This is a genomic window from Aquitalea sp. ASV11, from assembly GCF_016429185.1.
Classification (GTDB): Bacteria; Pseudomonadota; Gammaproteobacteria; order Burkholderiales; family Chromobacteriaceae; genus Aquitalea; species Aquitalea pelogenes.
Genome location: NZ_JAELUD010000065.1, coordinates 1 through 21,342 on the forward strand (window position 1 = coordinate 1; position 21,342 = coordinate 21,342).

At 60.4% G+C, this 21,342-nt stretch carries 24 protein-coding genes; 11 read left to right on the forward strand and 13 right to left on the reverse strand.

Translation table 11 applies throughout. The features are described 5' to 3' along the window. On the reverse strand, positions 1 to 1,809 hold a 1,809-nt coding region (locus tag JHD62_RS17145), incomplete at its 3' end, for a methyl-accepting chemotaxis protein (RefSeq protein WP_199103917.1). Positions 1,810 to 2,468: 659 nt separating this feature from the next. Here JHD62_RS17145 and JHD62_RS17150 point away from each other — a divergent pair. After that, entirely contained in the window at positions 2,469 to 4,106 is a 1,638-nt protein-coding gene (locus tag JHD62_RS17150) for an alpha/beta hydrolase (RefSeq protein WP_233161045.1), read from the forward strand. A gap of 72 nt (positions 4,107 to 4,178) precedes the next feature. Here the strand turns inward: JHD62_RS17150 and JHD62_RS17155 are convergent, their stop codons facing one another. After that, positions 4,179 to 5,087: a lysine exporter LysO family protein gene (locus tag JHD62_RS17155; protein WP_199103919.1), complete on the reverse strand. Its 909-nt coding sequence runs from the start codon at positions 5,085 to 5,087 to the stop codon at positions 4,179 to 4,181. A 196-nt stretch (positions 5,088 to 5,283) separates the two neighbouring features. Between JHD62_RS17155 and JHD62_RS17160 the strand changes: the two genes are divergently transcribed. Further along, positions 5,284 to 6,198 (forward strand): LysR family transcriptional regulator, encoded by a 915-nt coding sequence (locus tag JHD62_RS17160; protein WP_199103920.1) that lies wholly within the window; start codon positions 5,284 to 5,286, stop codon positions 6,196 to 6,198. A gap of 109 nt (positions 6,199 to 6,307) precedes the next feature. Here JHD62_RS17160 and JHD62_RS17165 read toward each other — a convergent pair whose 3' ends face one another. After that, positions 6,308 to 7,495, reverse strand: coding sequence for an MFS transporter (locus tag JHD62_RS17165; protein WP_199103921.1), 1,188 nt, complete (start codon positions 7,493 to 7,495; stop codon positions 6,308 to 6,310). A 220-nt stretch (positions 7,496 to 7,715) separates the two neighbouring features. On the opposite strand from JHD62_RS17165, the gene JHD62_RS17170 reads away from it, so the two are divergent. Together JHD62_RS17170 and JHD62_RS17175 are read left to right on the forward strand one after the other, a co-directional pair. After that, a complete protein-coding gene (locus JHD62_RS17170; protein ID WP_199103922.1) occupies positions 7,716 to 8,615 on the forward strand; it encodes a LysR family transcriptional regulator in 900 nt (299 codons plus the stop codon). Positions 8,616 to 8,951: 336 nt separating this feature from the next. Beyond that, a complete protein-coding gene (locus JHD62_RS17175) occupies positions 8,952 to 9,566 on the forward strand; it encodes a DJ-1/PfpI family protein (RefSeq protein ID WP_199103923.1) in 615 nt (204 codons plus the stop codon). Positions 9,567 to 9,635: 69 nt separating this feature from the next. On the opposite strand, the gene JHD62_RS17180 is transcribed toward JHD62_RS17175, so the two are convergent. The 3 genes from JHD62_RS17180 to JHD62_RS17190 all read right to left on the reverse strand — a co-directional run bounded on the left by JHD62_RS17180 (position 9,636) and on the right by JHD62_RS17190 (position 12,045). Beyond that, positions 9,636 to 10,271 (reverse strand): glutathione S-transferase family protein, encoded by a 636-nt coding sequence (locus JHD62_RS17180; protein ID WP_199103924.1) that lies wholly within the window; start codon positions 10,269 to 10,271, stop codon positions 9,636 to 9,638. A 72-nt stretch (positions 10,272 to 10,343) separates the two neighbouring features. Beyond that, on the reverse strand, positions 10,344 to 11,051 hold the full coding sequence (locus JHD62_RS17185; protein WP_199103925.1) for a YafY family protein: 708 nt from the start codon (positions 11,049 to 11,051) through the stop codon (positions 10,344 to 10,346). 109 nt (positions 11,052 to 11,160) lie between these two features. Further along, on the reverse strand, positions 11,161 to 12,045 hold the full coding sequence (locus tag JHD62_RS17190; protein ID WP_199103926.1) for a LysR substrate-binding domain-containing protein: 885 nt from the start codon (positions 12,043 to 12,045) through the stop codon (positions 11,161 to 11,163). 106 nt (positions 12,046 to 12,151) lie between these two features. On the opposite strand from JHD62_RS17190, the gene JHD62_RS17195 reads away from it, so the two are divergent. Genes JHD62_RS17195 through JHD62_RS17205 form a run of 3 tightly spaced genes read left to right on the forward strand, consistent with a single transcriptional unit; the run spans position 12,152 to position 13,491 of the window. Beyond that, positions 12,152 to 12,472 carry a carboxymuconolactone decarboxylase family protein gene (locus tag JHD62_RS17195; protein WP_233161046.1) on the forward strand — a complete coding sequence of 107 codons (321 nt, stop codon included), beginning with the start codon at positions 12,152 to 12,154 and terminating at the stop codon, positions 12,470 to 12,472. A 7-nt stretch (positions 12,473 to 12,479) separates the two neighbouring features. Next, the gene (locus JHD62_RS17200) at positions 12,480 to 12,878 is read left to right on the forward strand and encodes a tautomerase family protein (protein WP_199103927.1); all 399 of its coding nucleotides are present in this window, start codon (positions 12,480 to 12,482) and stop codon (positions 12,876 to 12,878) included. A 10-nt stretch (positions 12,879 to 12,888) separates the two neighbouring features. Then, positions 12,889 to 13,491 (forward strand): DUF4865 family protein, encoded by a 603-nt coding sequence (locus JHD62_RS17205; protein WP_199103928.1) that lies wholly within the window; start codon positions 12,889 to 12,891, stop codon positions 13,489 to 13,491. Here the strand turns inward: JHD62_RS17205 and JHD62_RS17210 are convergent. Further along, positions 13,488 to 14,750 (reverse strand): Y-family DNA polymerase, encoded by a 1,263-nt coding sequence (locus JHD62_RS17210; protein WP_199103929.1) that lies wholly within the window; start codon positions 14,748 to 14,750, stop codon positions 13,488 to 13,490. The two genes, JHD62_RS17205 and JHD62_RS17210, sit on opposite strands and share 4 nt — an antisense overlap. Then, positions 14,747 to 15,163 carry a LexA family transcriptional regulator gene (locus JHD62_RS17215; protein WP_062787855.1) on the reverse strand — a complete coding sequence of 139 codons (417 nt, stop codon included), beginning with the start codon at positions 15,161 to 15,163 and terminating at the stop codon, positions 14,747 to 14,749. The genes JHD62_RS17210 and JHD62_RS17215 overlap by 4 nt, the downstream gene beginning before the upstream one ends. 148 nt (positions 15,164 to 15,311) lie before the next feature. Here JHD62_RS17215 and JHD62_RS17220 point away from each other — a divergent pair, with 148 nt between their 5' ends. The 3 genes from JHD62_RS17220 (at position 15,312) to JHD62_RS17230 (ending at position 16,901) form a co-directional block, all read left to right on the forward strand. Further along, positions 15,312 to 15,968 (forward strand): SOS response-associated peptidase, encoded by a 657-nt coding sequence (locus JHD62_RS17220; RefSeq protein ID WP_233161047.1) that lies wholly within the window; start codon positions 15,312 to 15,314, stop codon positions 15,966 to 15,968. Positions 15,969 to 16,082: 114 nt separating this feature from the next. After that, positions 16,083 to 16,523: a D-Ala-D-Ala carboxypeptidase family metallohydrolase gene (locus tag JHD62_RS17225; RefSeq protein ID WP_233161052.1), complete on the forward strand. Its 441-nt coding sequence runs from the start codon at positions 16,083 to 16,085 to the stop codon at positions 16,521 to 16,523. A gap of 27 nt (positions 16,524 to 16,550) precedes the next feature. Further along, positions 16,551 to 16,901 (forward strand): hypothetical protein, encoded by a 351-nt coding sequence (locus tag JHD62_RS17230; RefSeq protein WP_199103932.1) that lies wholly within the window; start codon positions 16,551 to 16,553, stop codon positions 16,899 to 16,901. Positions 16,902 to 17,069: 168 nt separating this feature from the next. Here the strand turns inward: JHD62_RS17230 and JHD62_RS17235 are convergent, their stop codons facing one another. From JHD62_RS17235 to JHD62_RS17255, 5 genes are all read right to left on the reverse strand, one after another. Further along, complete coding sequence (locus tag JHD62_RS17235; RefSeq protein WP_199103933.1) at positions 17,070 to 18,281, reverse strand: GGDEF domain-containing protein; 1,212 nt, start codon at positions 18,279 to 18,281, stop codon at positions 17,070 to 17,072. Between the two features lie 288 nt (positions 18,282 to 18,569). Next, a complete protein-coding gene (locus tag JHD62_RS17240) occupies positions 18,570 to 18,980 on the reverse strand; it encodes a type II toxin-antitoxin system VapC family toxin (RefSeq protein ID WP_199103934.1) in 411 nt (136 codons plus the stop codon). A gap of 3 nt (positions 18,981 to 18,983) precedes the next feature. Then, entirely contained in the window at positions 18,984 to 19,196 is a 213-nt protein-coding gene (locus JHD62_RS17245; protein ID WP_199103935.1) for a hypothetical protein, read from the reverse strand. A gap of 161 nt (positions 19,197 to 19,357) precedes the next feature. After that, entirely contained in the window at positions 19,358 to 20,293 is a 936-nt protein-coding gene (locus tag JHD62_RS17250; protein WP_199103936.1) for an antA/AntB antirepressor family protein, read from the reverse strand. A 2-nt stretch (positions 20,294 to 20,295) separates the two neighbouring features. After that, entirely contained in the window at positions 20,296 to 20,607 is a 312-nt protein-coding gene (locus JHD62_RS17255; protein ID WP_199103937.1) for a hypothetical protein, read from the reverse strand. A gap of 336 nt (positions 20,608 to 20,943) precedes the next feature. Here JHD62_RS17255 and JHD62_RS17260 point away from each other — a divergent pair. Continuing rightward, positions 20,944 to 21,342 (forward strand): hypothetical protein (locus JHD62_RS17260; RefSeq protein ID WP_199103938.1); only part of this gene is annotated, 399 nt, incomplete at its 3' end.

Consider the following 21,342-nt stretch of genomic DNA (forward strand, 5'->3'; position numbering starts at 1 on the left):
GTGCACGCCCTGCAAGGACTGGTCGCTGTCGATGATGCGGTTGTTGATGCGTTCGGTGCTTTGCGAAATGGCCGTGGTGGCGTTGTGCTGTTCCTTGGTGGACAGCGAAATCTCGTTCATCTTGCTCACCACGTCCTGCATGGCCTGGCGGATGTCGTCGATACGCTTGACCGCGCCCTGGGTGATTTCCACCCCGCCATCCACCGAGTTGACCGTCTGCTGCATGTTGCTGACTGCCTGGCTGGTTTCGCTGCGGATGGTGTTCACCATGCTGGTGATTTCCAGTGTGGCTTGCGCCGTGCGCTCGGCCAGCTTGCGTACTTCGTCTGCCACCACGGCAAAGCCGCGTCCCATTTCACCGGCACGCGCTGCTTCGATGGCGGCATTCAGGGCCAGCAGATTGGTTTGATCGGCAATGTCCTTGATGACATTGGTAATGCCGGTAATTTGCTGCGAGCGGTTGTCCAGGGTTTCCAGAATGCCGGACAGGCCCTTGACGGCATCCACCGTGCGCGCCATTTCGGACGAAATCTGCTTGATGTCACTGGCGCTCTGGGTGGAGGCGCTGTCGGTCTGGCTCACCAGCTGGTCTGCTTCGCGGGTGGATTCGGCAATATGGGCAATGCTGACCGTAATTTGTTCCAGCGTGGCGGCGTTGCCGCTGAAGACGTCGGAAATCTCGCGCGAGTCCTCGGCCACCCGGCGTACCGTGCTGCCGGCTTCATCGACACCGCTGATCACCCGGTCGGCTTCCTGCTTGACCTGGCGGAACATGTCACGCAGATGATCGACGAACAGGTTGAAGGCATGGGCGGTTTCGGCAATTTCATCCTGACCGGATACCTCGATGCGGCGGGTGAGGTCGGCCTCGCCCCGGGCAATTTCATTCATCGCCTGATTGAGGTGACGCAGGCCCTTGAGCATGGAGGCCAGAATCACGCTGGCAATCGGCACCAGCACCAGCAGCGAAACAGCGGCGATGATGACAATGGTCAGCAGCAGCTTGTTCAGTGGTTCGCGGATCACACTGTCGTTCATCACCACGCCCAGCAACCAGTCGGTACCCGGAATGGCCACCACCTTCACGTATTTGTTGCTGTCTTCCATCTGGATCAGCTGCATGGCATTGCTGCTGGCCAGGCTGTTCAGCTGTTCGGCCGACAGGGTGGGGGCAATGCTGCTGATGGGTTTGAGCGTCAGCTGCTGATTGTGGTGGGCGATGATGTTGCCGCTCTTGTCCACCAGGAAGGCATAGCCATCACCGCGCAGCTTGATCGAAAGCACGGTCTTGACCAGGGCGTCGATGAAAATGTCACCGCCCACCACGGCCTTGAGTGCGCCGCCAGAGGACACCGGGGAAACAAAGGTCAGGCACAGCTTGCCGGTATCAAAGTCGACATAAGGGGCTGACACCGTGGCCTTGCCTGCGGCTACGGCCTGCTGGTACCAGGGGCGCTTGGCCGGGTCGTAGCCGGGCTTCTGGGCGTGGCCGTCGGAATAGACAATGTGGTGATCGGCAAAGCCGACATAGGTCAGCGAGAAACCACCAGCCTCATTGATGCGGGCCAGGGTGGGGACAGGGTCCGGATGGTCGGCCAGCGGGTTACCCGCCACTACAGCGCGCAACTTCTCGTCGTACCAGCTTTTGACAAAAGTGCCATAGCCGTTGGCGGTGCCACTCAATTCGTTCTCCACCCCGGTGACAATACTGCTGCGCATCTGGTTGTACACCAGCGCGGCAATACAGGTGCTCAGGATGGCCAGCAATATTGCAACAAAGACAATCAGTTTGGCTTTTAACGACCGCATTATCCACACTCCTTTATAGTTTTATGTTCCGGCTAGCAGGTGCCGTGGGCAGTATCCACCTGCCTTGTTGCCAGTTGATTTCAGACGCAAGACGTCATCACCAGATAGTATGGATGCTTGCCTGCGGAAAATAAAACATATTTCAAAGCGAAGCTTATTATTAAATCTTTTTCTTTCAAGCCCCACCAGCAATAGATGCACCATTACCAAGCCATTCTGCTAAATGAATGGCCATGTTTTGCCGGGCGAGTAGGTATTTGTTGCGAATGTCTGCCTGCATGCCAATTATTATGGATTCTTGGCAAGCCACCGGCGGCTGGCGGAACAGGGCGGCTACACACAGCCAAATGGCCAGTACATTTTGTGATCTGCGCTGTAGTGAAAAAACCATTACCTGACAAAAAACGGTAAGGTCGCTTGAGCATGTGTGGTGTTTGACCCTGCCTTATTGGCAGCAACTCCCGCTTTATATCAAACAAAGCCGGCAAAGACGTGAGCAAGCCGCCTGGGTGGGCTATGCTGGCTTGACCATTCAAGGTACATGCTGCGGGGAGAGCTTCATGACTAAGCCAGCAACGGAAAATACTTGGTTTATCGATTCCTTCCAGAATGCACAGCATTTTGTGCATGTGCTGGAAAATATTTTTGACCCATTTGGCATGAGCAGGTCCGCCATCCACACCCAGCTGGCCTGGTTGTGCCATCCCGCCCAGCTGGCTGAATCCAATGCCCGGCTGGCACAAAAGCTGTTCAATCTGCAGCACTATGCCGCCAGACGCTGCCTTGGGGTGAAAGGGCCGGAAGTAGAGCCACCCCATCCGGAAGATACCCGGTTTGTGGAAGCGGAATGGTCGGATACAGCCAGTTTTGATATCGCCAAACAGTGGTATCTGATCCTGACCCATCACCTGCAGGACATGGTGTACGAAACCCCCGGCCAGTCGGCGCGCACTACCCGGCAGGCGGCGTTCTGGAGCCGTAACTGGCTGAATGCACTGGCACCCAGCAATTTCTTCTGGAGCAACCCGGTTGCCATGCGCCGGGCGGCCGAAACCAATGGCGAAAGCCTGCGGCTGGGCTGGCAGAATTTTCTGGAAGATGCCCGTCAGGGCGCGGTGCGCATGAGCAGTACCGATGAATTCAAAGTCGGGGAGAACCTGGGCACCACGCCGGGCAAGGTGGTGTTCCGTAATGCCCTGTTCGAGCTGATTCATTACACCCCCACTGTCAAGGCGGTGCATCAGGTGCCGGTGGTGATTGTGCCGCCGTGCATCAACAAGTTTTACGTGCTGGACCTCACCCCGAAAAAGAGCATGATCCGCTATCTGCTGGAGCAGGGGCTGGACACCTATATCATCAGCTGGCGCAATCCGGGCGCGGATCAGGCCGGCACCACCTTCGACCAATACCTGCAGGACGGGCTGGATCAGGCATTCCGGGTGGCATGCGCGCTGTCCGGTCAGCCGCAGGTCAATGCGGTGGGCTATTGCATAGGCGGGGCCATGCTGGCCACCTGGCTGGCATGGAGCAGCCAGCACTACACCAATGGCGATAATCCGGTAGCCAGCGCCACCTTTTTTGCCACGCTGGTGGACTATCACAGTCCGGGCGACATCGAGGTATTCATCGACCCGGCCACGCTGGACTGGCTGGACGGGAAAATGGCCGAAACCGGCTATCTGGATGGCAAGGACATGGCCATGTCCTTCCGCATGCTGCGTCCCAACAGCCTGATCTGGCACTACGTGGTGCATGGCTGGCTGTACGGTGAAAAACCTTCGGCCTTCGATGTGCTGTACTGGAATATGGACACCACCCGCATGCCGGCAACCATGCATTCCTGGTATCTGCGCCAGTTCTACCAGCACAATAATCTGATCAAGCCCAACGCGCTGACCGTGGCCGGTCACCCCATCAATCTGGAGAACATCAGCCAGCCGGTGTATGCCGTTGCCGCCGAGGACGACCATATCGCACCGTGGAAACAATCCTTCCGGCTCAATCACTTCCTGTCTGGCGACAAGCGCTTCGTGCTGTCCACCTCCGGCCACATCCTGGGTATCGTCAACCCGCCGGTCAATCCGCCCAAACGCGCGTTCTGGGTGGCTCCGGCCGAGCGCCATCAAAGCCCGGAACACTGGAAGCAAGCGGCCGAACATCATCAGGGCAGCTGGTGGGATGACTGGATGCAATGGCTGAAACCACGCTCGGGTGCGCTGGGCAAGGCACCGTCGGTCAGCAGCCGGCAATACCCGGCACTGGGTGATGCGCCTGGCAGTTATGTGCTGGAGAGCTGAACCAGGCTATTTGGTCGATAGCGCATGATGTTCACCTGCCCGCAGCTTGCTGTGGGCAGGCGGCCCGATGCGCTAGGCCAGGGAAATCATGATCAGTACCGGGCTGACCAGCGTCAGCACAAAGCCGCTGATCAGGGCCAGCGATACATGATGAGTGCCGCATTTCTGGCGGATCAGGGGCAGGGTGGCATCCAGTGCGGTAGCACCGCAAATGCCGATGGCCTCCCGGCTGAAACGTGCGCCCAGCAGGTACAGCATGGCAATGGCCATCAGCTCCCGGAACAGGTCGGTCAGCATGGCGATGGCACCATAGTTGCTGCCCAGCTTGCTGCTCACCAGAATGCTGGACAAGGTGACCCAGCCAAAACCGCTGGACAGCGCCAATGAAGTCCATACCCCTTCGCCGGTAAACACGGCCGCCGCCATGCCCCCGGCCAGCGAGCCGATGATCACCAGAACCGGCAGCACCATCACCTCCGGCGTGCGCCAGGCACTGCCCAGTTTCAGCTCCGCCAGGTCGATGCCAACCAGCACAATCAGCAGGTAAAGCAATTGACTGGTGCTGATGGCATCCAGCCAGCCCAGTTGAAACCGGGAGGCCATGGCCCCCATGCCCACCATGCTCAAGGCCAGCAGGCAGTCGCGCAGTGCATGCAGAAACTGCGTGACGGGCGGGCGCTCTGCCGGCTGGGTTTTGCCACGGGCACGCGGCTGACGCATGCACAGCACAATCAGCCCCCATGGCAGCAAGCTGGTCAGGGAAGCAAAAATCAGCGCCGTACCCAGGGTTTTGCCCAGCATGTGGCCATCACTCAGCACCGTACCAAAGCTCTTGCCGCAAAAGAACAGCAGCAGCCAGATCAGCGGCGTCAACAGGCGGGCACAGTGTCGGGTATGGCGGCGTGGCAGCAACAGACCGATGCCGTAGCCACACAATAGCGCCAGCAAGATGGGGAAGATGGATGCCAGAATCAGTTGCATGGCGGGCTCATTTCAAGGCAGGGCGGAGGTGTAAACATGATCGCTTGTTCATGGTGATTGATATGCGCTGTCGGCTTGCTTGTCGCCGTAGGTCGTCAGTATCACCAATTGCTGAATTCTCAGGAATGGATGAAACAAGCTTTTTGAATTCCTGAAACAGGAATAAGCTGCCCGGTATTACAAGGGGAGTGGATGCATGCTGAATCGACTGGAAATGCTGCGAATCTTCTGTACTGCGGCGGAAGCACGCAACTTCAAGGAAGCCGCCCAGCAACTTGGCATCTCGCCACAGGTGGTCACCCGCGCCATCCAGGAGCTGGAAAGCCAGTTCGGCGAGCTATTGTTTCACCGCAATACCCGGCAGTGCCGGGTTACCCGCGAAGGCGAGCGTCTGGCACATATCGCCAGACAAGGCGTGGAAGGCATTGATTGCCTGTTTCGTGGTGCGGAAGCCAATGCGGCCCAGCAGGTGGAAGGCACGGTACGGCTGACCGCGCCGGAGGCCATCGGCCAGACCAGCCTGGTCCATAGCCTGGCGCGTTTGCGCCAACAATATCCCGGCCTGCATTTCGAACTGCATCTGGAAGATGATGAAACTGATGTGGTGGATGAGCAGATTGATATCGGCATCCGCCACGGCTTGATCCGGGACAGCCGCTTTGTGGCGCGGCAAGTAGCCGAAGTGCCGTTCTACATGGTGGCAGCCCCCGGCTTGCTGGCCCGCTGCGGGGTGCCGCGCACGCTGAAGGACGTGCAGCAACAGCCTGTGGTCGGCACCATCGACCAGCGCACCGGCAAACCGTGGCCCTGGTTTTTCCGTCAGGAGTCGCAGTGGATTCCGCGGGAGCTGGCATTCATCAGCAACAGTACCCAGGCCGAGTGTGCCGCGGTGGTGGCCGGCTTCGGTTTCGCCCAGATGCCCGGTTTTGTCGCCATTCCCCACCTGCGCAGCGGCGAGCTGGTGGAGGTGCTGCCCGAGCTGGCACCCACGCCGTGGGCGCTGAGTGTGTACCGGCCACAGCGCAGCCCGGTTCCGGCGCGGGTTCGTGTGGTATACGACTGGCTGGTCAGTGACTTTTCCAATCCCGCGTTTTTCCCGCTCCTGCCCTGAAACCGCAGCCAGTCCAATATCGGCCTGTGCCCGCGTGCTGACTTCCCGCTAGCGCCTTTGCAAATCGCCACCTGCCATCAGGGAAGGCAGCATGGCCAGGCAGGGGCGCTCATGGCGTGCAGTTTGCCAGCGTGGGGCTGGCACGCCGGTCCAGTACGCCGGACCAGGTGGTGAGCGCCAGTGCCAGCAGAACGATCAGCGCGCCAATCCACGGGGTGGCCATGATGCCCATTGCCTCGACAATCAGGCCGCCAGCCCAGGCACCGAATGCAATGCCCAGGTTGAATGCGGCAATGTTCAGGCCGGATGCCACATCCACCGCATGCGGTGCGTCGCGCTGGGCTTGTTGCACCACGTAAAGCTGCAGGCCGGCCACATTGCCGAATGCCACCGCACCCCACAGCAAGATGGTGAGCACTACCAGCCATTGCGAACTGGCGGTCAGCGCCAGCAATACCAGAGCAAGGGCCAGGCCGGCAAAGATGATCTGCAGCGCCCGCACCGGGCCTTTGCGGTCGGCCAGGCGGCCACCCCAGACATTACCCACGGCAACCGAAATACCGTAAACCAGCATCAGCACGCCGGTGGCCGAGGCTTTGAAGCCGCTGACCTGCTCCAGCATCGGGGCAAGATAGGTAAACGCAATGAATGAACCGCCGTAGCCCAGCGCCGTCATGGCATACACCAGCAACAACCGTGGCTTGCCCAGTACCGAAAACTGGCCGAGCAAGGAGGCGGGCGCCGTACGGGCGATGTTGTCCGGCACCAGCAGCCAGCTGCCGGCAAGGGCGGTCAGGCCAAGGCCGGAGACGGCAAGAAAAGTGGTTTGCCAGCCAAATGTCTGGCCGATGAAGGTGCCCAGTGGCACACCGGTCACCAGGGCAACCGTCAGGCCGGAAAACATCAGTGCAATGGCCGAGGCGGCTTTCTGCCTGGGCACCAGGCTGGTTGCAATGGTGGAGCCTATCGAGAAAAACACGCCGTGGGTCAGGCCGGTCAGCACGCGGGCGATGGCCAGCGTGCCATACGCCGGAGCCTGCCAGGCCAGCAGGTTGCCCAGCGTGAACAGGGCCATCAGGGTCAGCAGCAGGGTTTTGCGTGGCAGGCGGCTGCTGAGGGCGGTCAGTACCGGCGCGCCAATGGCCACGCCCAGCGCATACAGGCTGACCAGCATGCCGGCAGAAGGCAGCGATACGTGCAGGCTGGCGGCAATGGTCGGAATCAGCCCGACGATGACAAATTCGGTGGTGCCGATGGCAAACGCGCTGAGTGTCAGCGCCCAGAGGGCAAGTGGCATGCAAAAACTCCTTAAAGCAGTGTGAGGGCATCACCGGTGACCAGTGCTCCGCTCCCGCCGGTGCAGCTGGGGGCCAGTTCCGGATAGCTGGCACCGGACTGCCCTGGCACGGGTTTGCGCGGGGGTCGGTTGGCAATGCAGGAAGAGTTCGCATTATCATTGCTTGAAAAGGCAGGAAAAATACGTCTTGAACCCAATGTCTTGTGACTGGTAATCAACAATGCTGACCACAGAAACCATGCAGGCTTTTGTCACCGTGATCGAGGAGGGCTCGTTTTCTGCGGCGGCAGAACAGCTGGGGCTGACTCCATCCGGCATCAGCCGCAGTATCGGCAAGCTGGAAAAACAGCTGGGTGTGCGCTTGATCAGGCGCACCACGCGGCGGCTGGATCTGACCGATGAAGGGCGCTGGTTTCTGGAGAATGCGCGCGACATCCTGGGCCGCATGCAGGCAACGGAGCTGACGCTGCAGTCGGCGGCGGAGCATCCGTCCGGCCTGTTGCGCATCAATGCCGCCACGCCGGTGTTCGATCATGTGCTGGCCCCCTTGTTGCCCGCGTTCTGCCGCCGTTATCCGCGCATACGGCTGGAGTTGACCAGTGGCGAGATGGTAGGTGACCTGATTGAACAGGGGGCCGATGTGGCCTTGCGCGTCGGCCAGTTGCAGGACTCCACCCTGAATGCGCGCTTGCTGTTTGAAAGCCGCTGGCGGCTGGTGGCATCGCCAGCCTATCTGGCCGAACACGGTGCGCCGGCCTCGGTAGCCGAGCTTGCCCGCCAGCGCCTGCTGGGCTTCTCCCAGCCCTCGTCCTTGAACCTGTGGCCCTTGCGGCATGGTCATGTTGACGGTTTGGCGATAGAGCCGACCTTGACTGCTTCCAATGGCGAGACGCTACGCTATCTGGCGCTGGCCGGTAACGGCATTGCCTGCCTGTCGGATTTTCTGGTCGACCGGGATATTGCCGCCGGTCACCTCACCGCCTTGCTGCCCGATGACATGCTGCCGTGGCGGCAGCCGGTGTGGGCGGTGTATTACCGTCAGGGTTTTCTGGCGGCGCGGGTGGCGTGCTTTGTCGACTTCCTGTCCGAACAGTTGCGCGCGCACAGTCAGCAGCCATGAGCCATGAGCCGTGCGCCGGGTGCCAGTCAGCAGTCGCTGTGCAGCCGGATGATAGTGGCGCTGGTATACAGTGCCGCAGGCCGCACGACAGGTTCAAGCGGGCCTGAAACCGGCCGTATCCTGCTTGGTTCATGGCCTGTATTCATGCCAGTTTTTTGCTTGTGCTGCTTATTCAGCTTGGAGCCGCTAACAAAAAACCTGCTGCGGCGTTGCGCCTCCTTGCCGTACCCTTGACTGTCTGCGTCGGCGCGCCTTGCCCCAGGGATGCTACGCTATTTTGTCAGCCAGCTCTCAGGCTGGCCTTTCACCATTACTTCGAACACGCGAGGCCCGGTCATGCACATTGCCATTCTTACCTTCGACGGATACAACGAACTGGACTCGCTGATTGCCTTTGGCATCCTGAACCGCATCAGGAAGCCGGACTGGCGGGTATCCATTGCCAGCCCGACATCCCGGGTGACGTCCATGAATGGCGTGGTGCTGGAATCGCACATTTCGCTGGCCCAGGCCTGCGAGGCGGATGCCGTGATTGTTGGCAGCGGCCTGAAAACGCGGGATGTGGTGGCCGACGAAACGCTGATGGCGCAGTTGCGGCTGGACCCTTCCCGCCAGCTGCTGGCGGGCCAATGCTCGGGCACGCTGATACTGGCCAGGCTTGGACTGTTGCAGGACATCCCGGCCTGTACCGACCTCATTACCAAGCCATGGGTGCAGGAGGCGGGTATCAGCGTGTTGAACCAGCCGTTTTTTGCCAGAGGCAATGTGGCAACGGCAGGTGGCTGCCTGGCCTCGCAATATCTGGCTTTCTGGCTGATTGCCAGGCTTGAAGGCATGCAGGCCGCTCGGGATGCACTGCATTATGTGGCCCCGGTGGGGGAGAAGGAAGACTACCTGGCACGTGCTTTACAGCATGTGTCGCCCTACCTGAACGCGGACAGCGTGGTCTGAGCAAGGCTGACCGCCTGTTTGCCGGTGTGGGCCTGCGCGCCATTGTGCTGCCGCGCAGGCCTGCCGTGCTCAGTCTGCCTGCACGCTGGTGATGTGCCCGGTTTGCTGCCAGCAGTCCAGCGCCTGAATCTGGCCGAACCAGCGGACGATTTCCCCGAACTCTTTGAGCGGCAGGCGGGCCTGCTGCCAGTCGGCCAGCGGGGCGGCAATGGCCAGATCCGCCAGCGATGGCTGTTGGCCGCATATCCACTCCCGCCCGGCAAGGTGCTGATCGAGGATCTGGCCGGCGGCGACAAAACCGGCTTCCGCCCGTTCTACTTCTACCGCGCTGGCCGGGCCTTGCCCGGCCATTTGCTTGATTGCGTTCTCCCAGTTAAGGCTGCTGATGGGCGGCATCCAGTGCTGGGCACACCAGAACATCCAGCGGCTGACATCTGCCCGTTCGCGTGCGCTGGCTGCATGCAGGGACTGATCCGGCGCCAGCTCTGCCAGGTATTGCATGATGGCGTAAGACTCCCACAGCACATGGCCATTGTCTTCCAGTACGGGAACCTGATGATTCGGGTTCAGCTGCAGGAAAGCGGGGGTGTTCTGCTCGCCGCCAAACAAATCAACTTCTATCAGTTCAAGCGGCAAACCAAGTTGCCGGGCAACAAGCAGCACGCGGCGGCTGCAAGACGACAGGGGGTGGTAATAAAGACGCATGGCATTCACTCCGGTGGGTTGATCTCGAGTGATGCCATTGTCACGCCAGCCACTGACAGTTTTTGTCAGTAGTCAGCTGTTGTTACTGTTTTTGCCCTGCCGGGCGGCATCGGCTGCGCGCCACGCTTTCAGCAGCTCGTGCTTTCTGTGCGGGTAGTGCTCCTTGCCTGCACGCAGGGCAAAGATGCGGTCTGTCCGGAAATGACGGAAATCCTGCCGTGTTTCACACCATGCGGCCAGCATGCGTACATGGTCGAAATAGCCCAAGGCCAGCGGCCAGATGGTGCGCTGGGTGACATTGCCCTGCAAGTCGCAGTAGTCGATGCCCAGCTTGTACCCGGCGCGAATGGCCTGACGGATGATGGACACATCCACCGCATCGGCTTCTGCCTGTGAAGGGGAGCCCACCAGCAGCGAACTGTTATCCAGACTGTGGCGTAATTCCGCAGGCAGCACTGCGGAAATCTTGACCAGTGCATTCTGTGCGGCACGGCCCAGCTGCGTGTCGGTGCGCTTGGCCACCCATTGCGAGCCCAGCACCAGCGCTTCGATTTCCTCCGCGCTGAACATCAGCGGCGGCAGCATGAAGCCGGGTCGCAACACATAGCCCAGGCCGGGTTCGCCTTCAATCTCGGCACCTTGTGCCTGCAGGGTGGCGATATCGCGGTACAGCGTGCGCAGGCTGATGCCCAGCTCAGCGGCGAGGCTGGCCCCGCTCACCGGGAAGCGGTGTTGCCGCAGGGCTTGCAACAGGGTGAACAATCTTTCCGTACGTGACATGAAGTGCTGGTCTGGTGATAAGTACGCAGCGATCTTGCCACAGCGGCGCGGGTGACAGGCATGCATTTGCGCGGACACTGCAGCATGGTTGCAGGTGTCGGGATGCTGCTCAGGCACCGCCAAGACCATGCAGATAGTCCTGCAAGGACTGGCTGACAATGTCTGACAAGCGTTCGCAGCCGACTGCGGCGGTGGATTCGGCACGATACAACATGAGCCGGATGTCTGGCAGGGCGGGCAGGTCCTGCCGCAATTGCAGCGTATCCGGCACGCCGACCGGGGTGCGCACCGTTACCCCCAGCCCGGCGGCAACTGCTGCCCATATCCCGCTCAGGCTGCTGCTGCTAAAAGCCTGCCGCCAGGCCAGATTGGCCTGTTCCAGTGCAGCACAGGCGGCTGCCCGCATCAGGCAGGGGGCTTCAAATGCCACCAGCGGCAGGGCGCTGTCCGCCGGGTATGGCCACGGGTTGGCCTTGCTGTCTATCCAGCACAGCGGCAGCGTGCCCATCTGCTGTTGGTACGGCCAGGGCTGGCCGCCATCCCAGGCCAGGACCAGATCAAGCTCTCCTTTGGCCAGACCATCCAGCAATTGCTGATTGCGTGCCACTTTTACCTCCAGCCGGAACTGCGGATGGGCACGGGAAAACTGCCCCAGGATGGCCGGCAACAGCGATTCGCCAAAGTCTTCCTGCATGCCGAAGCGTATCCAGCCTTGCTCCAGCCCGCTACCTTGCACCGCCTGTACCGCCTCGTCATTCAGTGCCAGCAGCCGGCGCGCATAGGCCAGCATGACTTCCCCGGCGGGTGTCAGCACCAGGCCCCGGCCTGCCTTGCGCATCAAGGGTTGGCCGGCTTGCTCTTCCAGTTTTTTCAGCTGGGCGCTGATGGCGGAAGTGGAGCGGTTCATGCGCTGCGCGGCCATGGCAAAGCTGCCCATTTCCACGCCAGCCACAAAGCTGCGCAGCACATCCAGTTCCAGGCTGATACGGCTCATGGCTATAGTCCCAAAAAATTGAACTGTCAGGAAAAAACATTTTGATTATCAAAATCATTCTGACTGCTTAAGCTGGGTGCTGTCAAAAACGACAGGGAAATCAGACATGACCAGCTCATCTTCACACAGCATGCAGAACATGACAGCCGAGGCCCCCAGGCTGGCTGATATCACCCAATCGCTCCTGTTTGGCGATGTCTGGCAACGCTCCGGCCTTAGCCCGCGCGAACGCAGCATTGCCACGGTGGCCGCGCTCACCGCGCTATACCGGCTGGAACAGCTGCCGTTTCATGTGCAGCTGGCCATGGACAATGGCATCAGCCGGGCCGAACTGGGCGAGCTCATCACTCATCTGGCCTTTTACGCTGGCTGGCCTGCCGCTGCATCAGCTGTGGATGTGCTGGCGGCCATCCCGCACGGAAAGTGAGCCTGCCATGCCTTATGTCCGTATCGCACTGGCGGCCGGCAAGCCGGAATCCTGGCTCAAGGCCATTTCGCACAGCCTGCAGCAGGCGCTGGAAGAAAGTTTCGAAGTACCGCCCGGCGACTGTTTTCAGGTGTTCCAGCAATGTGGGGCTGGCGAGCTGGTGTTTGACCGGCAGTATCTCGCCACCGCAGGTGCGCGCAGCGCGGACTTCACCCTGTTCCACATTACCGCCGGGCGGGCGCGCAGCACTGCCTGCAAGCGCGCATTCTTTGCCCGGCTGGCAGCGCGGCTGGCGGCCAGCCCCGGCCTGCGTCCGCAAGACATCATGGTGGTGATTACCACCACCGGGCTGGAAGACTGGTCATTTGGCAATGGCAAGTCGGCACTGCCTGAATGCGACAGTTAGGAGACACATCATGCTTGCCATGCAATACCGTTTTGTCCTGCCAGCCGACTACGACATGGCCATCATCCGGCAGCGCATCCGTGAACGTGGCCATCTGCTGGATGGTTTTCCCCATCTGGAATGGAAGGCCTATCTCTGGTCCGAACAGGATGTCCGGCAGCCAGGCAGCATCAACGCCTATGCGCCGCTCTACCTGTGGCGGGATAACGAGGGTATCAACCGCTTTCTTTCCAGCCCCGGTTTCAAGGCGCTGTGCGCCGACTTTGGCAGGCCGCATGTTGATATCTGGTCGGTGTGGGATAGTGCAGGAAGCCAGAACATGCCCACCGCCCGTGTGTGTCTCTGCCAGACGCAAGCCATTTTGCCCGGTCAGTCGCTTGATGCCTTGCGCCAGCAGGAGCAGGAACAGGCCGCCCGGCTACAGCAGCAAGGTGCCGTGTCGGTGCTGACCGCTTACGACCCGCGACAATGGCAGCTGCTGCGGGTATCGGCCTGGCGTGGCGAGCAGGATTTCCGGCAGCAGGAAACGGACGGCACCTGTTACCGGATTGGCTATGTGGCGACCGGGGCCGGAGGCGCCATGCAGACGCGGGGTGGGCTTGGCGGTGCTTAGCGTAGTTGCACGATATCGCCCACGCGGGTGGTATAGCAGGGCGATTTCTTTTCCTGCTTCATCCTCCAGTCCTCGGTCAGGCCTTCGGCACCCAGCTTGATGGTTCCGCTGCCAAAATCGCGGTTCAGCTTGTCGATGGCGGCCATCAGCCGGTTGCGTTTGGGGTCGGGCAGCGGGCAGAACATATCCTGCTGCTGACGGGTGGCCGGGCCGATGTCCATCAGGATGACCCCGGCCTTGTGGTAGCTGAATTCCTTGCGCCAGATGGTACGCAGCGCAGCCTGGGCCGCCTGGTTTAGCAGCAGGGTGTCGGCACTGGGGTGCACCAGCGGCACGCAAGTGTAGCCGTGGTATTGGCCCAGGTCCCGAAACGGGTTGGTGCGGATGCTGACGCCAATCAGCCCGGCCACACAGCCCTGGGCGCGCAGCTTTTCCGCTGCGCGGGCCACGTGGTGGCTGATGCTGGCCGACAGCGAGGGCAGGTCGTGCACCAGGCGGCTGAAGCTGCGGCTGGAGATGATCTGCTGCCTGGCCGGGGCCACGTCTTCCAGTGCCAGGCAGGCCACGCCGTTGAGCTCTGCCACTGTGCGTTCCACCACCACATTGAACTTGCGCTTGATATGGCGCGGGTCGGCCTGTTTCAGGTCCAAAGCACTGTGGATATTCATCAGGGTCAGCTTTTCGGCAATGCGCCGGCCAATCCCCCATACTGAACCGACCGGGAATTCGGCCAGCAGCCGGTCGGCTTCACGCGGGTTCAGCCAGTCCCATTCAAACACGCCGTTCCACTCCGGCCGCTTCTTGGCCACGTGGTTGGCCAGCTTGGCCAGCGTCTTGCTGCTACCCATGCCCACGCAGGTGGGGATGCCCAGGCCCTGCCATACCGCCTGGCGGATGCGGTGACCGTGGCTGTCCAGGTCCGGGATGCCTGTTACATCGAGAAAGCATTCGTCGATGCTGTAAATCTCCTGCACCGGGGCAAAGCGCGACAGCACACTCATCATGCGGCGCGACATGTCACCGTACAGCGCGTAATTGCTGGAGAACACCGTCACACGGTGCTTGTAACACTGTTGTTGTATCTGGAAAAAAGGCAGGAAAGCCGGAATGCCCAGCGCCTTGGCCTCGGCCGAACGGGCCACCACGCAGCCATCGTTATTGGACAGCACGATGATGGGGCGGCCGATGAGGTCCGGGCGGAACACCCGCTCGCAACTGGCGTAAAAGCTGTTGCCATCCACCAGTGCAAAGGTGCTCATACCAGCCGCCGCACCACGGCAATCACCACCCCCCATATCTGCAAGGTGTAATCGCCTTCAGCCGGAATCATCGGATAGCCGGGCGCATCGGCCAGCAGCGCCAGCATGCCTTGCTGCTTGTGCAGGCGGCGCAGCACAAAGCCGTCCTCATGCGCGGCTACCACCACATTGCCGTGTACCGGGCTGCGTGCTTTGTCGATCAGCACATAGTCGCCCTTGAAAATGCCGTGGATGGCATCGTTGCTGGCCATCATCAGGAAGGTGCAGTCCGGGTCGTCCACCAGCAGGGTGTTGAGGTTGATATTGTCCTGCACGTAATCGTCGGCCGGGCTGGGAAAACCGGCGCGCACGCTGCTGGCCACCAGTGGAATGCGCAGCGGACTGGAGCGGGACAGGGGAATGGGGTAGTGCATGGCAACTGCTCTATATGATTATGTACAAAATCAAATATAGCAGAAAGCAGGCAGTGCAGGGTGAGGATTTGCGCGAGAAAAACCGAAGCCGCCGCGCTTGGCAAGGCCGGGCCGGACGGCATACCATGCCGCCATGTGCATCAACTTCATGCCCCCAAACCAGCACCAGCTGGCAAGCCATTTCAATCTGCCAGCTGGCGACCTGCTGTGGCCGGACGAGTGCTGGCAAGACTATCTGGCACCCATCATCGTCAAAGGCCGCCACGGCGAAGCGGTGCTGCAGCTGGCCAGCTACGGCATGGTGCCCAAACGCCACCAGCCACCCGGCGTGCGCATCAGCACCATGAATGCGCGCGCCGAAACCATTGGTGAACTGTTCAACTACCGCCGTGCCTGGCAGCAGCAGAGCCTGTGCCTGGTGCCCATGCAGCACTTTTACGAGCCTTGCTACGAATCCGGCCGCGCCGAACGCTGGAAAATCGGCATGGCCGACGGCAGTCCGTTTGCCGTGGCCGGCCTGTGGCGCGCCTGGTCCGAGCCGGATGGCAGCATCAGCCACACCTTCACCCAGATCACCATCAATGCCGACCACCATCCGCTGATGAAGCGCATGCACCGGCCGGGCGATGAAAAACGCACGCTGGTGATTGTGCCGCCGGATCAGTACATGCACTGGCTGAACTGCTCCAACCCCGAACAGGCACGCAGCTTTCTTACTCACTACCCCGCCGAACTGATGACCGCCACCCCCGCACCGCTCAAGCCGAAAGAAGCCGCACCGGAGCAGGGCAGCTTGTTTGATTGAGCTGTAACATTCCTTCTTTCCCTGATGGCTTGGAAGCCTCATACTGGCTTTTATGCAAAAGTCATTGATGGGTGTTTCCCCAAAACTTCAAGATCGAAGCTGTCAAGCAGCTTATTGAACGCGGCTACCGCCGCCCGTCAGGGCCTGGCCAATCTGCCCAGTCCAGCCGAGATCGAGCACATCCGCCACACTGCCCAGCGCATGGAACAAATCCGCAGCCTGCTGGGCGATGTGCCCATCACCGTGCTGTCCTGCTACCGCAGCGAGCAGGTCAACAAGGCCGTCGGCGGCTCGCCCACCAGCGCCCACCGCCACGGCCTGGCTTGCGACTTTGTCGCGCCCCGGTTCGGCAAGCCGCTGGCTATCTGCCAGGCCATCGAAGCCGCCCGCGCCGCAGGTCACATCGCCTTCGACCAGCTCATCTGCGAATTTCCGCACAGCGGCGGCTGGGTACATATCGGCTTCCGTCTGCCACCCGCCCACGGCCGCAGCCAGATCCTCACCGCCATCAAACGCGATGGCCACACCGTTTACCTGCCGGGCCTGCAAGCATGAAGCCGCTACCTCTCACTGGTGCTGGGCGTGACGCTACTGGCCGCCAGCTGGTGGCACGGCTGGCACAGCAAGGGCGACCAGCTCGCCACCCAGGCCAACACCCGGCAACTGCAACAAGCCCAGCAGACCCTGGCCGACTACGTCACCCAAACCCAACGACTGGCCACCATCGCCGACCGGGTACAACAACACACCACCCAACTGGCCAGCACCAGCGCCCGCCAGCAACAGGACTACCGCCGCCATGCCCACACCACGCCACTGCCTGCTGATTGCCACCTCGATGCTGGCCGCCTGCAGCAGCTTCAAACCGCCATCGCCACTATCAATCACACCATCACCACCGCCCAGCCTCACCCGCCCGCTGCCGACCATTGACCCGCCCGACAGCAATAACTGGGACGACCTGGCAGAGCGCTACCTGCAACTGGCAGCGCAGTACGGGCAATGTGTGGTGGAGAGGGCGGGATTGGTGCAGGCAGCGCGGCGGGAATGAAAAAGGCGCTGCAAAAGCAGCGCCTTGGGCCGTTTATGGCTGGAATACCCTCAACGGTGAAGATTGCTCGGTACCAAAACCGGTTCCAGCACCGGCTCCGCTGCAGCTACCACCTGATTGCGCCCTTGCCGCTTGGCAAGGTAAAGCGCATCATCAGCGAGTGCAAACATGGTATCCAGTGCCAGCGCCTGCTGCATGCGCGGACTGCTACTCACGCCAATGCTCAGGGTAATGGCCAGTTGCACGCCATTACCGACATCGAATACCTGCTGGCTGACCTGCAGCCGCAAACGCTCGGCCAGTGCCAGCGCTTGTGCCGGTTTGGTTTCTGGTAGCAGCAGGCAAAACTCTTCGCCGCCATACCGGCACAGCAAATCATCCTGACGGGCCAGCAAGCGTAAATGCTCACCCAGTTGGCGCAGCACCTGATCCCCCGCCAGGTGGCCATGCCCGTCATTCACCTGCTTGAAATGGTCGATGTCGATCACCAGCAAGCTGTAAACCGGCTGCCTGCGCAGCAATCTGTTTGCCAGCTCTACAAAGCTGCGCCGGTTTGGCAGGCTGGTGAGCCCGTCCAGGTCCGCCAGTCGCTGCAGCTGTTGTGCCCCGTTTTCGTACTGCCAAAACACCAAGGCCAAGGCAAGGCTGAACATGCAGATAGCCATCACGGTCATCAGCAGGGACTGCAGCGTCATGTCCTGCGCTTCGGGGAAGGGGGTGTGAATATGTAGGGCATTGATCAGTCGTAGCAAGGTGACGGTAAATCCGATCAAGCCAAGATAAAGACAAATGCTCTGCGAAAGTGGACGCTGGTCGCTGTGAATACGCTGGCTTACCCATGTCATCACACTAAAAAGGAACAGAAATAATGGTAGAACAGCCAGCATGCGAAAGCGGTATTCAAACAGAATGTGTGGAAAAAGCATCATGGCAGTCAGGCCTGCGAGCCACAAACTCCAAGCCAGATAACGCAAGTGTCGGTGGCTGTGCTGAAGCTGATGGAAGTACATCATGCTGAGCCAGCTGGAAAACAGGCCAGTCTGGAAAGACAGATTGCACAGAACGAATACCCATTGTTCAGGCAGTTGGTTCCTCAGCAAGATGACTACGGCGCCGGTAAGCATTGCGCTGTGTGCCAAGCAGGCCAACTGGTGGGATCTGCTGGATTTTCTGCGGTTCAGCAGTAAAGTCAAAACGGTGGAGAACAGAACAAGCATGCCCAACGTTTTAATCGATTCTGTGTATTGGATACCCACCTGCATGCTGTTAGCCTGATTATTGTATTGTGCTACTAATTTAGCATTTTTTTTCAAGGATTGCTGGGTCGGTCACTACTGCTTCAGGCGTATTGCAAAGCCGCTTCCTGGGTGTGGTTTCTACCCTCCGGACACAAAAAGGCGCTGCATGGGCAGCGCCTTTTCCGAATCCTGAACCAGCCAGATTTACACCGCCTGCAACTCCCGCATCCATTGTCCAGCTCGTGACTTCATTGTTTGAGAAAGCCGGGTGGCAAGTTGCATGGCTAGACGGACCGACGAGCGCTTTGCTGGCTATTCAAATGGATTATTCAGCCGCACACCGGTAGCCGCAAAATCACTGACATTGCGGGTGACGACGGTCAGATCGTGAATGAGCGCGATGGCCGCGATTTGTTTGTCCAGGGCATTTTGCTTGTGCGGTGACATCAGTTTTCCCCAGACCTGAGCACACTCCGCGTCAAATTCCAGAATGCGGCGTGAATAGTCGGCACATACCGACAGCAGCCAGGTTTCCAGCTTGGCAGCTTGCAGGATATCGCCGCGATACTTGAGGCTTTCGACGCCACAGCGCAGCTCGCCAATGGTGATGGCGGACAGATAAACCGCATCTTCGCTAACGGTTTGCCAAAACTTCTGGACGCCCGGATTCGCCTTGGCCCCTTTGCGCGCTTCACTGATGACATTGGTGTCTATCAGGTACAAGGATCAACTCCCGCCACGTTCGAAATCAGCGTCTTCACCCACATCGGGCATACTCAACAACACGTCCACGAATGAGCGACGCTTGGGTCGTTGCAAAGCAGCCCGCAATATCTCGCGGTGTTCCGCCTCCATGCTGTGGCCGTGTGCAGCTGCTTGCTGCTTGAGTGCAGCCGCCACTTCCTCCTCAACATTGCGTACTACCAGGTTTGTTGCCATTGCGTGCTCCAACAATGATTGCATTGATTGCATCTTAGTATTTGATTGCAATCAATGCAAGCAGTCGACCTGGCCATGTTTCCAGCACTTGCATCCCCCCGGACCTGTCAACAGCGCAAAACCTGCATGTCCGGGTAGCCACCTACCCGGACGTCTCGACATCACCCCGCCGTCACCACTCCCGCCAGCTGCGCGCCGTGGCGTTGCATCAGGCTGAGGATGTCCGGCATCGCCAGCCCGAAGGCGGTGGCCGACGGAAAGCACAGCGTTGCATGACATTGCGCGGTGCTGGGCGTGGGCAGGCTGGCGGGCGTATCCGGCTGCGGCTGGCGAGGCTGCTCGGCCAACGCAGGCAGGGCAGGTTGGGCGGATAGATCTTGGCTGTCACTGTCGGCCAGCAGCTCCGCCTCACCTGCCAGAAAGCGTTGCAGCCGCTGCCGGGCCGGTTCCGCCGTCGACGGTGGCAGCATCTGCAAATGCGCCTCCACCCCGGCCAGGCTCCATATCGTCAGCCGCCGCCCGCCGCGCCGGGTGAACACCCCGTTATTGATATTGTCCAGGGTGAAGTTGCGCAGCGGCTCGCCACTCAGGTTGAAGTAATGCACCCCCACCTTGAACCGCCCCGGCCGCAGTCCGCGGTTGCTGGCCAGCGTGTGGCGGCTTACCCGTAACAAGGCCTGCAATTGCTGATTGGTCAGCACCGGCACACCATTAAAGCGCGGGCAGCCCGGCGGAATGGCCTCGCCAGCAGGCAAGGCCGCCTGACCGGCCAGCTGCAACATGCGCTGCTCGCAGGCGATAAAGTACAGCCGCGCCTGCTTGCCCTTGTCGTTGCGCTCCACCATCGCCAGCTCCTTGGCCATGGCCAGCGAAATCATGAAATCCTTGCTGGGACGGCCTCCGAGGGGGTTATTGCCCGTTTCGGCAAAAACCTCAAAGTCACGCTTTTCAACAAAACCGTACTGCTCGATCCGCTCTTTAATCCAATGGGAAAACATCTTTCCCACGCCAAGAAATACATGCAGCTCCCGCGCATTTACCGCTGGAACCGTCGCATCACCAATCTGGAAATCCACTACCGGAATCAGGGCCTGCATGGTTACACCCCCTTCATCGGAAAGGTATCGACTGGCGCAGTGGGCCAACTGCACCCCACATCCTCCGCCTGCAAGTTGATGCTGTTCTGGATGTCGTCGGCCCGGCCCTGAATGGCGCGCAGCACCGTCGCTAGAATGTCCTGGCGCAAGGGGTCGGTGGCATGGCCGATATACACCTCGGCACAGCGGGCAATGGCCGCTATCTGGCCGAAGCCTTCCTGCGACAGGCAATCCATCAGCTCGACGGCGTGGCGCAGGTCACGAATGGCGGGATGGTCGGGGGAGATGGGAGGGATTACGGATTGAGCAGCCATGATGGCCTCCTGACGTATTGTTCACGAGGGCCCCTTGTTCAAGAGGGGCGGCCAGGCGCTTGAACACCGACATCAGAACGGCCCACAGACTTTCCCTTGCGAGTCTTGTATAGCTGTAGACACCCGGCCATAGACGGGCATTGTCCTGTAGAACAGGACAATGCGAAAGCTATGGATGTGCAAAGGCCGCGTTGCTATCGGGCGCGGTTTACCGCTGATGTAGGTGTGTTCAGCACCTGCGGCAAACTCTAGCGACGACGATGCAAGGTGAATACTGACCGAAGGGGTGGTGAAGAGTGGCAAGCCAGATAGGCCGCTTGATGATGATTGGGTAATATGACGTCAGGTCCGGTCAGGCAATCCATCCATTTTCATGAGGCAGTGTTCCACATGGGCAATATCTTCATGGTACTCGTCACCGGCTTGTACGCAGTACTCATGCTGCTCCATTTCCGCGATGTCAAAAAGCGCAAGGCCATCCACCCTGGCTTCAGTCTGGGACAAGACATTCGCCAGCAAGCAAAAGCAGGGAATAAAATCGCCAAACTGATTTCCCTAGTTCAGTGGCTGTCTCTTATACACATCTCCGAGCCCACGAGACGAACGCAAAAAAAGGGGGGGGGGGGGGGGGGGGGGGGGGGGGGGGGGGGGGGGGGGGGGGGGGGGGGGGGGGGGGGGGGGGGGGGGGGGGGGGGGGGGGGGGGGGGGGGGGGGGGGGGGGGGGGGGGGGGGGGG